The organism is Streptomyces sp. NA04227, assembly GCF_013364195.1.
Taxonomy (GTDB): domain Bacteria; phylum Actinomycetota; class Actinomycetes; order Streptomycetales; family Streptomycetaceae; genus Streptomyces.
Genome location: NZ_CP054918.1, coordinates 2578056 through 2590944 on the forward strand (window position 1 = coordinate 2578056; position 12889 = coordinate 2590944).

Annotated in this window: 7 protein-coding genes; 3 read left to right on the forward strand and 4 right to left on the reverse strand. The window is 70.3% G+C overall.

Annotation, left to right across the window (positions count from 1 at the left end; genetic code table 11):
• The first annotated feature begins 5 nt into the window (after positions 1-5).
• Positions 6-842: an ABC transporter ATP-binding protein gene (locus HUT18_RS10855; protein ID WP_176104426.1), complete on the forward strand. Its 837-nt coding sequence runs from the start codon at positions 6-8 to the stop codon at positions 840-842.
• Positions 843-1006: 164 nt separating this feature from the next.
• On the opposite strand, the gene HUT18_RS10860 is transcribed toward HUT18_RS10855, so the two are convergent.
• From HUT18_RS10860 to HUT18_RS10870, 3 genes are all read right to left on the reverse strand, one after another.
• Positions 1007-5941 carry an NAD-glutamate dehydrogenase gene (locus tag HUT18_RS10860; protein ID WP_176099943.1) on the reverse strand — a complete coding sequence of 1645 codons (4935 nt, stop codon included), beginning with the start codon at positions 5939-5941 and terminating at the stop codon, positions 1007-1009.
• A 536-nt stretch (positions 5942-6477) separates the two neighbouring features.
• A complete protein-coding gene (locus tag HUT18_RS10865; RefSeq protein ID WP_176099945.1) occupies positions 6478-7143 on the reverse strand; it encodes an HAD family hydrolase in 666 nt (221 codons plus the stop codon).
• A gap of 174 nt (positions 7144-7317) precedes the next feature.
• Positions 7318-7824 carry a hypothetical protein gene (locus HUT18_RS10870; RefSeq protein WP_176099947.1) on the reverse strand — a complete coding sequence of 169 codons (507 nt, stop codon included), beginning with the start codon at positions 7822-7824 and terminating at the stop codon, positions 7318-7320.
• Between the two features lie 339 nt (positions 7825-8163).
• On the opposite strand from HUT18_RS10870, the gene HUT18_RS33670 reads away from it, so the two are divergent.
• On the forward strand, positions 8164-9060 hold the full coding sequence (locus tag HUT18_RS33670; protein WP_254878523.1) for an Rv3235 family protein: 897 nt from the start codon (positions 8164-8166) through the stop codon (positions 9058-9060).
• Positions 9061-9154: 94 nt separating this feature from the next.
• On the opposite strand, the gene secA is transcribed toward HUT18_RS33670, so the two are convergent.
• On the reverse strand, positions 9155-11962 hold the full coding sequence (gene secA / locus HUT18_RS10880; protein WP_176099956.1) for a preprotein translocase subunit SecA: 2808 nt from the start codon (positions 11960-11962) through the stop codon (positions 9155-9157).
• Positions 11963-12283: 321 nt separating this feature from the next.
• Here secA and HUT18_RS10885 point away from each other — a divergent pair, with 321 nt between their 5' ends.
• Positions 12284-12871, forward strand: a complete 588-nt coding sequence (locus HUT18_RS10885; protein ID WP_176099958.1) for a GNAT family N-acetyltransferase — start codon at positions 12284-12286, stop codon at positions 12869-12871.
• Positions 12872-12889 lie beyond the last annotated feature (18 nt).

The window sequence follows — 12889 nt, forward strand, 5'->3', positions numbered from 1 at the left end:
CGACCATGAACACGAACCCGCACGCGGCCCGGGCACCGGGCAGCGCCTCGTCCGCGCCCGTGCCCGCGCCCGGTCCGGTGCCCACCGTGATCGCCGACAGCGTGGACATCGTCTACCGCGTGCACGGCGCCGCCACCGGCCGCGGCGCCGCGACGGCCGCGCTCAGCCGGATGCTGCGCGGCGGCCGCTCCGGCTCGGCCCTGGGCATCCGTACCGTCCACGCCGTACGCAAGGTCTCCTTCACCGCCTACCGCGGCGAGGCGATCGGCCTGATCGGCACCAACGGCTCGGGCAAATCAACCCTGTTGAAGGCGGTCGCGGGTCTGCTCCCGGTGGAGAACGGGCGCATCTACACCGACGGGCAGCCCTCGCTGCTCGGCGTCAACGCCGCCCTGATGAACGACCTCACCGGTGAACGCAACGTCCACCTGGGCGGGTTGGCCATGGGCATGTCGCGCGAGCAGATCCGCGAGCGCTACCAGGAGATCGTCGACTTCTCCGGCATCAACGAGAAGGGCGACTTCATCACCCTGCCGATGCGTACGTACTCCTCCGGCATGGCCGCCCGCCTGCGGTTCTCCATCGCCGCCGCCAAGGACCACGACGTCCTCATGATCGACGAGGCCCTCGCCACCGGCGACCGCTCCTTCCAGAAGCGCTCCGAGGCCCGCATCCGCGAACTGCGCAAGGAAGCCGGCACCGTCTTCCTCGTCAGCCACAACAACAAGTCCATCCGCGACACCTGCGACCGCGTCCTGTGGCTGGAACGCGGCGAACTGCGCATGGACGGGCCGACGGCCGAAGTCCTCGCCGAGTACGAGAAGTTCACCAACAAGAAGTAGGAGCGGCGCGGCGGCGGTCAGCACGTCGGGCGGGCAGCGAAATGCGCCCCGTACACGTCAGGAAACGACGTGTACGGGGCGCCTTCGTACGTGCCCTGCCTTGATGCTCGCCTGCGTGCGCGCTGCCACCGGCCCGCGCTCGCGGTCCGGTGGCAGCGCCCCGCTCAGCTGTGCGTGCGCAGCAAGGTGCGCATGGTGCGCATGGCCACCGAGAGGTTGGCCAGGTCGAAGGAGTCCGAGCCCTGGATCTCCTCGAGGGTGGTGCGGGCGCGGGCCAGGATCGCGGAGTTCTTCTCCTCCCACGCCTTGAACCGCTGCTCGGGGGTCGAGTCGCCGTTGCCGACGGCGAGCACGTCCGCGGTGAGCGCCGCGTGCGCCGCGAAGAGGTCCTCGCGGATGGAGGCGCGCGCCATGGACTGCCAGCGGTCGTCGCGGGGCAGTTCGATGATGCGGTCCATCAGCTCGGTGATCTTCAGGCGGTCCCCGAGGTCGTAGTAGACCTCGGCGACGGCCAGCGGCTCCTTGCCCATACGGTCCGCGATCGCCGCGATGTCCAGCGTCGGGAAGGCCGAGGAGAACCCGGCGACGCGCTGGGCCAGTTGGTCCGGCACGCCCGCGTCGGTCAGTTCGTCGCGGATGCGCTGGTACCACTCCAGGTCGGTGCCGCGCAGCAGCTTGGGCAGTTCGTCCCAGACCGCTCGGACACCGGCGCCGAAGAAGTCGACCGTCTCCCGCAACTGGAGCGGCTGCGGCCGGTTGTTGAGCAGCCAGCGGGTGCCGCGCTCGACCAGGCGCCGCGAGTGCAGCCGGATCCGGGTCAGCACATCGGCGGCGACGATGTTGTCCAGCGCCTCCACCGCGTCCCAGACCTCGCCGAGACCGAAGATGGCGCGGGCGGCCATCTGGGCCCGCACGATCTCCTCGAGCGAGGCGCCCGACTCCTCGCGCAGCCGGTGCAGGAAGGTCGAACCACCGGTGTTGACCGTGTCGTTGACCAGGATGGTCGTGACGATCTCGCGGTTCAGCGCGTGCGCGTCGATCTGCTCGGGGAACCGCTCGCGCAGCGCCGTCGGGAAGTAGGCGTGCAGCAGGCTCCGCAGATACGGGTCGTCCGGCAGCGTGGTGTGGATCAGCTCCTGCGCGGCGGTGATCTTCGTGTACGCGAGGAGCACGCTCAGCTCGGGCTGGGTGAGTCCCTTTCCGGCGCTCAGCCGTTCCTTGATCTGCCGGTCGGTGGGCAGGAACTCCAGGGCGCGGTCGAGGTGGCCCTCCTTGGTCAGGCGCCGCATGAACCGCTGGTGGGCGTGGAGCAGCGAGGCCGACTGCGCCTCGGCGTTGGCCAGCGCGGTGTTCTGGGCGTAGTTGTTGCGCAGCACCAGGGCGCCGACCTCGTCGGTCATCTCGGCGAGCAGCTTGTTGCGCTGCTTGACCGTCATGTCCCCTTCGGCGACCAGCGAGTTGAGCAGGATCTTGATGTTCACCTCGTGGTCGGAGGTGTCCACGCCCGCGCTGTTGTCGATGGCGTCGGTGTTGATGTGCCCGCCGTGCAGGGCGAACTCGATCCGGCCCAGCTGGGTGAGACCGAGGTTGCCGCCCTCGCCGACGACCTTGGCGCGCAGCTCGGAACCGTCCACCCGGATCGCGTCGTTGGCCTTGTCACCGACGTCCGCGTTCGACTCCAGCGAGGACTTCACATACGTACCGATGCCGCCGTTCCACAGCAGGTCCACCGGCGCCTGGAGCACCGCCCGCATCAGGTCGGCCGGGGTCATCTTGGTGACCGACTTGTCGATGCCGAGCGCCTCGCGGATGTGCGAGTTGACCTGGATCGCCTTGGCGCTGCGCGGGAAGACGCCGCCGCCCGCGGAGAGCAGGTCGGTGTTGTAGTCGGCCCAGGAGCTGCGCGGCAGTTCGAACAGGCGGCGGCGCTCGGCGTAGGAGACGGCGGCGTCCGGGTTCGGGTCGATGAAGATGTGCCGGTGGTCGAAGGCGGCGACCAGGCGGATGTGCTCGGAGAGCAGCATGCCGTTGCCGAACACGTCGCCGCTCATGTCGCCCACGCCGACCGCGGTGAAGTCCTCGGTCTGGCTGTCGTGGCCGAGCTCGCGGAAGTGGCGCTTGACCGACTCCCAGGCGCCGCGCGCGGTGATGCCCATGCCCTTGTGGTCGTAGCCCGCGCTGCCGCCGGAGGCGAAGGCGTCGCCGAGCCAGAACTCGTAGTTCTCGGCGACCTCGTTGGCAATGTCGGAGAAGGTCGCGGTGCCCTTGTCGGCGGCGACCACCAGGTAGGTGTCGTCCTCGTCGTGGCGGACCACGTCGGCGGGCGGCACGACCTCACCGGCGACCAGGTTGTCGGTGATGTCCAGGAGCGCCGAGATGAAGGTGCGGTAGGCGCCGATGCCCTCGGCGAGCCACGCGTCGCGGTCCACCGCGGGGTCGGGGAGCTGCTTGGCGACGAAGCCGCCCTTGGCGCCCACCGGCACGATGACGGTGTTCTTCACCATCTGCGCCTTCACCAGACCGAGGATCTCGGTACGGAAGTCCTCCCGCCGGTCGGACCAGCGCAGACCGCCGCGCGCGACCTTGCCGAAGCGCAGGTGCACGCCCTCGACGCGGGGCGAGTACACCCAGATCTCGTACGCGGGCCGCGGTGCGGGCAGGTCGGGGATGGCCTGCGGGTCGAACTTCATGGAGACGTAGTTGTGGTGGCCGCCACCGCTCGCCTCCTGGAAGAAGTTGGTGCGCAGCGTCGCCTTGATGACGGTGAGGAAGGAGCGCAGGATGCGGTCCTCGTCGAGGCTCGCGACCTGGTCGAGCGCGCCGTCGAGTTCCTCCAGGAGCCCGTCGGTCAGCTCGGTGCCCGCCCGCTGGTGGTCCGGCGACATCCGCGCCTCGAAGAGCGAGACGAGCAGCCGGGTGGTGTGGACGTTGTTGCGGAGGGTGTCCTCCATGTAGTCCTGGCTGAAGGTGGCCCCGGCCTGCCGCAGGTACTTGGCGTAGGCGCGCAGCACCATCGCCTGGCGCCAGTTGAGCCCGGCGCGCAGTACCAGCTCGTTGAAGCCGTCGTTCTCGGCCTGGCCGGTCCAGGTCGCCTCGAAGGCCTCCTGGAAACGGTCGCGGGCGTCGTCGCCGAAGTAGTCCCCGCCCGTCTGGGCGGTGGGCATGCGCAGACCGAAGTCGTAGATCCAGGCGGTGGACCGGTCCGAGCAGCGCAGCTCGTACGGGCGCTCGTCGGTGACCTCGACGCCCAGGCGATGCAGCACCGGCAGCACCGCGGACAGCGAGATCTGGCCACCCGCGCGGTAGATCTTGAACCGGCGCTCGCCGGGCGCGGCGCCGACCGGCTCGTACAGCGAGAGCGCGAACTCGTCGCCGCCGGCCGCGAGTTGTTCGAGGTGCACCAGGTCGGCGACGCCGGAGCGCGGCGGGTGGTCGGCCTTGTAGCCCTCGGGGAAGGCCTCCGCGTAGCGGCGCGCGAGTTCGGCGGCGCGCTCCTCACCGAGCTCGGCGTACAGGGCCTCGTTGAAGGCGTCCTGCCAGGAGCGGGCGGCCTCGGCGAGCCGGGCCTCGATCCGCTCCTTGTCGGCGTCGCTGAGCTGCGGCAGCTCGGTGCCGGAGGGTACGCGCACCACGAAGTGCAGCCGGGAGAGCACCGATTCGGTGTTCCAGGCGGTGAAGTCGACGGTGCTGCCGCCGAGCTCCTCCTTCAGGATGTCCACGATGCGCAGCCGTACCGCCGTGGTGTAGCGGTCGCGCGGCAGGTAGACCAGCGCCGAGTAGTAGCGCCCGTACTCGTCCTTGCGCAGGTACAGGCGCAGCTTGCGGCGCTCCTGGAGGTACAGGACGCTGGTGACGATCTCGCGCAGCTCGTCGACCGGGGTCTGGAAGAGCTCGTCGCGCGGGTAGGTCTCCAGGATCTGCAGCAGGTCGCGGCCGTCGTGGCTGTTGGGCGAGAAGCCCGCGCCCTCCAGGACCTCCTCGACCTTGCGCCGGATGACCGGCACCCGGCGCACCGACTCGGTGTACGCGGCCGAGGAGAACAGTCCCAGGAAGCGGCGCTCCCCGACGACGTTGCCCTGGCTGTCGAACTTCTTCACGCCCACGTAGTCGAGGTACGAGGGCCGGTGGACGGTGGAGCGGCTGTTCGCCTTGGTCAGGACGAGCAGCTTGTGCTCGCGCGCCTTGGCCCGGGCGTCGGCGGGCAGCCGGCTGAAGGACGGGCTGACGGGGTGGTCCTCGCCCGTGTGGTGCGGGTCGGCGCGCAGGATGCCGAGGCCGGTGCCGGGCACGGCGGCCAGCGAGTCGTCGTCGCGCAGCTCGTACTCGCGGTAGCCGAGGAAGGTGAAGTGGTCGTCGGCGAGCCAGCGCAGCAGTTCGCGGGCCTCCTCGACCTCCTGCTCGCGCAGGTCGTCCGCGGTGGGTTCCTTCGGCAGCTCGACGGCGATGTTCAGCGCCGCGTCGCGCATCTTCTCCCAGTCCTCGACGGCCTCCCGGGCATCCGACAGGACGCGCAGCAGATCGCCGGTGATCTGCTTGAGGTCGCCGCGGTCGGTCTCGCGGTCCGTCTCGACGTGGATCCACGACTCGATCAGGGCGTCGTGCGGCAGTGCCTCGCGAACGGCGGTCCGCTGGGTGCTGAGCACTTCCAGGAGGCGGCCGGTGACGTCGCGGCGGACCACCATCTGCGGGTGGATCACGACGTGGATGCCGCGGTGCTGGCGGGACAGCTCGTTGGTGACGGAGTCGACAAGGAAGGGCATGTCGTCGGTGACCACCTCGACGACGGTGTGGCTGCAGGTCCAGCCGTTCTCCTCGACCGTCGGGGTGTGGACCCGGACGTTCGCGGTGCCCTGGGGGCGATTCTCGGCCAGCCTCAGATGGGAGAACGCGGCCCCGAAGACGTCGTCCGGGTCACGCCCGACGAGGTCCTCCGGGGCGGTGTGGCGGTAGTAGCGCTGGAGAAACGCGAGGACCGCGGCCTGGCCGGTTCCCTCGCCCTCAGCACCGGTCGGGAGATGTCCTCCGACCGGGCTGTTCTCAGCTACCCGGGCGGCCCTGTCGAGCAGCTCGGCTTTGGCTTCGTCCAGCTTCGTCCGCATTGTCCTCTGACTCCTGTCGCGCGCCGTTGCGTGACGTTGAAGGAAATAGTGCTGCACGCACGACACGTCGCCACGGCGCGGAGTGCCCGCTCGGGATCGACGTTATGCCGCGCAGTGCGAGACGCGGGGCGTTCTCGGCCATTTTCCCGGCCCGGCTCCCGCGGGGATCGGCGAAAGCCCGGCGCCGGAGGTCCTCCGTACGCGCCGGGTGCAGCGCAGGGGCGACGGTGCCCCTGCGGGATATCGCACTGATCACGGCCCCTAGGCTATCTCCCCGCCCCGGGACGGCGTCACGAGCCGCATGTGTACAAATACCGGCCCGGAATTTTGACGATCTGCACAGATGCGGCCCCTGTCCACAGGGAGTCGAGCCAACTCCACCCCTGCGTCTCGGCCCCGACACCCCTCCCGGGCTGCGGGACGGGCATCGGTGGCGTCGGGTTCGACCGGTCGGGTGGGTACGCGAGGGCTCGGGGCCGGGCCGTCGGTGGGCGGTGCCTGTCGGTAGCCGGTGCCTGTCGGTGGCGCGGTGTGGTTCAGGCGGCGAGGCGGGTGGCCTCGGCGACGGCTTCGGCCAGGGTGTCCACGACGGGCACCCCCACCGACTCCAGGCTGGCCCTGCTGTGCGAGCCCCCGGTGTAGAGCACCGCGCGGGCCCCCACGTGCGCGGCGGCCACGGCGTCGTCGGCGGCGTCCCCGATGACGACCGTACGGGCCGGGTCGATGTGCGCCAGCGCGGCGAGGTGGCGCACCATCTGCTCCGACTTGCCGCCCATCAGGCTTCCCGTGCGGCCCTCGACCCGCAGGAAGTGCGTGTCGATACCGATCTTGCGTACCAGCGGCACCAGCGAGTCGTGCGGATACATGCTGAGTATCGACTGGCTGTGCCCGGCCGCGCTCCACTCGCCGAGAAGCGCCTCGACGCCCTCGGCGAGCTCGCAGACGGCGCTGTTCAGCGTGTACTGGGCGTGGAAGACGCGGTCCATGGCCGCGAACTCGTCGTCGGTGGGCCGCCGCCCCATCATGCGCTCCTGGAAACGTATGACGGGTACGCAGTACAGCTCGCGGTACCGCTCCAGCGTCAGCGGTCCGATGCCGACCTCGGCGAATGCCGCGTTGGTGGCCCCCACCACGGCGTCCGTGTCGTGGAAGAGCGTGCCGTTCCAGTCCCAGACGATGTGTCCTGCCTGCTTCATCCCCATGCACACGAAAGTACCGGGGCTCTCCGACAGAGCCTCGCCCACCCGGTATGGATCTGGTCACGGCTGGGCGTGTGCGGGGCTCGACGGGGGGCCACTGCGTGCGGCGAGCGGGGGTCGGCCGGTTCGGCGGCGGGCTCGGGGTGACCACGGCTCGGGGCCGCTACGGGCCACGGGTCAGCCCAGCAGGTTCGGGATCTCCTGTGTCGCGTACCAGAGCAGCTCGTGGTCCTCGGCGCCGTCGACGGTGAACTGGGCGTCGTCGTCGCCCTGATCCGCGGCTCCGACCGCGGCCGCGGCGGCGGTGACGTCGGCCCGGGCCTCGTCGGAGTCCACATGGACCGCGGCCGCCTTGGCGAGCGGCACGGCCTCGGCGATCCGCACCTCGCCGAGCGCCGCCGGGTCGAGCCCGCGGTCCGGGTCGGACGGAGCCGTGCCGTCGGGCACGTCCAGGGCGACCACGACCCGGCGGCGTACCGCGTCGGGGTCCAGGGCGAGCTGCCGCAGCGAGGCGAGAGCGGCCCGGCTGAGGGCGGCGTACTCCAGTTCCTCTATGTCGTCCGACAGGTACCACTCGCGCAGGCCGGGGGTCACCGCGTAGGCGGTCAGCGGGCCCGGTCCGAGCTCCCCCGCCTTGAACGCCTCGGCGAGACCGGTGAGAGTCAGGGGAACATAGACACGCATGTCGGCCGCTTTCTGTTCGTGACGGCTGCCCGCCAACTCGCCGACGGACTCCGGGACACGGACTCCGGGACGCAGGGACGAAGACCTCCAGAGTACGTGCCCCGAGTCCCCTTTCGGGGCCGGTCCCACAGCGCCCGCACCCCTCGTCCGTCTTCACCCGACCCCGGTGTGACCTGCGCTCTTCGGCCCGCCGTCACTCTGATAAGTGAATTTTCCCGGGCCGGACGCGACCACGGCCGGGTTGTGGCGGCCCGACGCCCCCTTGGCCAAGATCACCACAAGCGGAACTGCCCGGACTTTCCGGGCCTACCGGCATACGGGGCTCATGACATGACAGACATGACACACATGACAGACACGATCATCACCATCGGGACGACCGGAACGGATGCGGGGGCGCGTGTGGGGGCGGGTGCGGGGAGGAGCGCGGGGAGGAGCGCGGGGGCGGCTGCGGGAGGGGTCGCACGTACCGCGGCGGGGGCGAGTGCGGGGGCCGTCGTACGTACGGCAGCGGCGGCGGGCGCGGGTGCGGGCACAGGAGCAGTCGTACGTACAGCAGCGGCGGCGGACGCGAGTACGGCCACAGGAGCAGTCCTACGTACGGACTCGGGCGCGGTCGTCCGTACGACCACAGCAGCCGGGGCGGGAGCACCGGCGGCGGACGCGTACGTCGGTGCCGGGACCCACGGCGGCGGCGCGGCGCGCGGCGGCGGGAGCGGCCCGCGCGGGTCCGCGCCCGCCATCGCCAAGGTCATGACGCGCAACCGTCGCCGTCCCGGTGCGGGGCTGCGGGCGGGGGCGGGGGCGCGGCCGCCGGGGCGGCGGGACGGGCGGCGGCCTGGTGCCTCGGGTGCGGTGCGGCGGGCGCCCGCGCCCGAGCCGCGGCCCACGGACGTGTTCGCGGAGCGGCTGCTCGCCGTGCTCAGCGGACAGCGTCCGGTGCACTGGATGCTGCGGCACACGGCGGCCTGCGCGTACGACGAACTGGCCCGGCTCGCCGAGCAGTCCCCGTTGCGGGTGTGCGGGCGGCCGCCGGTGGTCCGGGACATCGGCTGGTTCCGTACCGAGGACGGCGCCGTCGAGGCGTTCGCGCGGATCAGCGCCGACGACCGGCTGCGGGCGATGGCCTACCGGCTCGAACAGGGCGAGGATCTGCGCTGGCGCTGCACCGCCGTGGAGATCGGCGCCGTGCCGCGCCAGCGCCCCGCCGGGTCACGGCCCCAGGCCCTGTCCTGAAGCAAGGGACCGGCGGCCCCCGAGGCCACCGGTCCCTTGATGTTTCGTTCTCCGGGCCGCAACCGCCGGGCGCCGCCCGGCAGTTGCCCCGCCACTACTTCTTGCGGCGGCGGCCGCCCTTCTGCTGCTTGCGGCGCTCGGCGCGGGTCAGGCCGTCGGACTCGGAGCGCGCCGAGCCGTCCGTGTCATCGGCGAAGTCGCCCTCGATGACGCCGCCTTCACCGTCGACCGTCGGCGCGGAGAAGTGCAGCCGGTCGGGGCGCTGTGGGGCCTCCAGGCCCTTGGCGCGGATCTCCGGGCGGCCCGCACCGGCCGGGACCGCGTCCTGCTTCGCGGGCGCCGCGTCCTCCACCGGGACCTCCTCGACCTGCTGCTCGACCTGGACCTCCAGGTTGAACAGGTAGCCGACGGACTCCTCCTTGATGCCGTCCATCATGGCGCTGAACATGTCGAAGCCCTCGCGCTGGTACTCGACCAGCGGGTCCTTCTGCGCCATCGCCCGCAGGCCGATGCCCTCCTGGAGGTAGTCCATCTCGTAGAGGTGCTCACGCCACTTGCGGTCCAGGACCGACAGGACCACGCGGCGCTCCAGCTCACGCATGATCTCCGAGCCGAGCTGCGCCTCACGGGCCTCGTACTGCTCGTGGATGTCGTCCTTGATGGCGTCCTCGATGAACTCAGCGGTCAGGCCCGCCCGGTCACCGGCCTCGTCCTCCAGCTCCTCGACGGTGACCTTCACCGGGTAGAGCTGCTTGAACGCGCCCCACAGGCGGTCCAGGTCCCACTCCTCGGCGAAGCCCTCGGCGGTCTCCGCCTGGATGTACGCCTCGATGGTGTCGTCCATGAAGTGCTTGACCTGGTCCTGAAGGTCCTCGCCCTCCAGGACGCGGCGGCGCTCGCCGTAGATGACCTCACGCTGCCGGTTGAGGACCTCGTCGTACTTGAGGACGTTCTTGCGCGTCTCGAAGTTCTGCTGCTCCACCTGCGACTGGGCGGAGGCGATGGCGCGGGTGACCATCTTGTTCTCGATCGGGACGTCGTCGGGGACGTTCGCCATCGACATCACGCGCTCGACCATCTGCGCCTTGAACAGCCGCATCAGGTCGTCGCCGAGCGAGAGGTAGAAGCGGGACTCGCCGGGGTCGCCCTGACGGCCGCTACGGCCGCGGAGCTGGTTGTCGATACGGCGCGACTCGTGGCGCTCGGTGCCCAGGACGTAGAGCCCGCCGAGGTCCTTGACCTCCTCGAACTCCGACTTCACCGCCTGCTCCGCCTTCTTCAGGGCGGCGGGCAGGGCGGCGGCCCACTCCTCGACGTGCTCCACCGGGTCCAGGCCGCGGCCGCGCAGCTCCGTCTCGGCCAGGTCGTCCGGGTTGCCGCCGAGCTTGATGTCCGTACCACGGCCGGCCATGTTCGTGGCCACCGTGACCGCGCCCTTGCGTCCGGCCTGGGCGACGATCGTCGCCTCCCGGTCGTGCTGCTTGGCGTTGAGGACCTCGTGCTTGATGCCGCGCTTGCTGAGCTGCTGGGAGAGGTACTCGGACTTCTCCACGGAGGTGGTGCCGACCAGGATCGGCTGGCCCTGCGCGTGCTTCTCGGCGATGTCGTCGACGACCGCGTCGAACTTGGCGACCTCGGTGCGGTAGATCAGGTCCGACTGGTCCGCACGGATCATCGGCCGGTTGGTCGGGATCGGCACCACACCGAGCTTGTAGATCTGGTGGAACTCGGCGGCCTCGGTCATCGCCGTACCGGTCATGCCGGAAAGCTTGTCGTAGAGGCGGAAGAAGTTCTGCAGGGTGATCGTCGCGAGCGTCTGGTTCTCGTCCTTGATGTCCACCCCTTCCTTCGCCTCGATCGCCTGGTGCATGCCCTCGTTGTAGCGGCGGCCCGCGAGGATACGGCCGGTGTGCTCGTCGACGATCATGACTTCGCCGTCCATGACGACGTAGTCCTTGTCCTTCTTGAACAGCTCCTTCGCCTTGATGGCGTTGTTCAGGTAGCCGACAAGCGGGGTGTTGACCGACTCGTAGAGGTTGTCGATGCCCAGCCAGTCCTCGACCTTGCTGACACCGGACTCGTGGATGGCGACGGTGCGCTTCTTCTCGTCGACCTCGTAGTCCCCGGTCTCCTCGATGCCCTTGAGCTGGTTGCCCGCCTCGCCCTTCTTCAGGCGGGTCACCAGCTTGGCGAAGTCGCCGTACCACTTGGTGGCCTGGTCGGCCGGGCCGGAGATGATCAGCGGCGTACGGGCCTCGTCGACGAGGATGGAGTCGACCTCGTCCACGATCGCGAAGTTGTGGCCGCGCTGGACCAGTTCGTCCTTCGACCAGGCCATGTTGTCGCGCAGGTAGTCAAAGCCGAACTCGTTGTTCGTGCCGTAGGTGATGTCGCAGCCGTACTGCTCGCGGCGCTGCGCCGGCGTCATGTTCGCCAGGATGCAACCGACTTCCAGGCCCAGGAACTTGTGGACCCGGCCCATCATCTCGGAGTCGCGCTCGGCCAGGTAGTCGTTGACCGTGATCAGGTGCACGCCCTTGCCCGACAGGGCGTTGAGATACGCGGGCAGGGTGCCGACCAGGGTCTTGCCCTCACCGGTCTTCATCTCCGCCACATAGCCGTTGTGCAGGGCGGCGCCGCCCATGATCTGCACGTCGTAATGACGCTGGCCGAGCACACGCTTGGCGGCCTCGCGGACCGTGGCGAAGGCCTCCGGCATCAGGTCGTCCAGGCTCTCGCCGTCCGCGCAGCGCTGCTTGTACTCGTCGGTGAGCGCGCGCAGCTCGGCGTCGGAGAGGCCGACGAAGTCCTCTTCGATGGAGTTGACCTGGTCCGCGATGCGGTGCAGCTTGCGCAGGATCTTGCCTTCGCCTGCACGCATGATCTTCGAGAGGACGGACACGGGGGTTGGTCTCCTTGCCGGTCGGGCCTGGCGCGGTCGGTTTCGCTTGTATGCGCTTCGAGCAACGGCCATCGTATGCGAGGACCCCACCGCGCCGGGAGGTCTGCCGCGACGACGACATTTGCCCACGGTACTGGGGCAACGGACACAGGTCTGCAAACGTGCCCACTCATCGAACGCGCGAGCCGGGCCCAAGGTGCCCACCCGGCGCGAAGAGTGATCAGAGGGTCACGCACCGCACCTCACGCGCCCCCTGGCCAGACCGTGCCATGTCGCCGCAACCCCTGGCACGGGCCACCCCCGAACACACACAATCGGCCAATGGAACCCGTCACCCTCGCCACCGGACGCCTGCTGCTGCGCACGGTCGGACCCGACGACGCCACCGCCGTGTACGAGGCCTGCCAGGACCCCGCCATCCAGCGCTGGACCACCATTCCCTCCCCGTATCTGCCCGAGCACGCCGAGGGGTTCACCCGCCGCATGGTCCCCGACGGCTGGCGCGACGGCTCCATGTTCACCTTCGGCGTCTTCCTGCGCGGCCGCGGCGCCGACCACGGCCCGCTCGCCGCGATGCTCGGCATCACCATGCGCGGCCCCGGCACCGGCGAGGTCGGCTACTGGGCCGCCCGCGAGCACCGCGGCCACGGCTACGTCGTCGAAGCCGTGCTTGCCGCCTGCCGCTGGGCCTGCACCGAGGTCGGACTCGACCGCATCGAATGGCGTGCGGAAGTCGGCAACCACGGCTCGCGCGCGACCGCGCTGCGCGCCGGATTCACCATGGAGGGCACCCTGCGCGCGGCCATCGACCACGCCGGACTGCGCCGCGACAGCTGGGTCGGCTCCCTGCTCCCCTCGGACCTCGAACTGCCCGGCACGACCCCCTACGTTCCCGCGCCGAGAGGCTGAACAGGCGCGGTCGCGTTC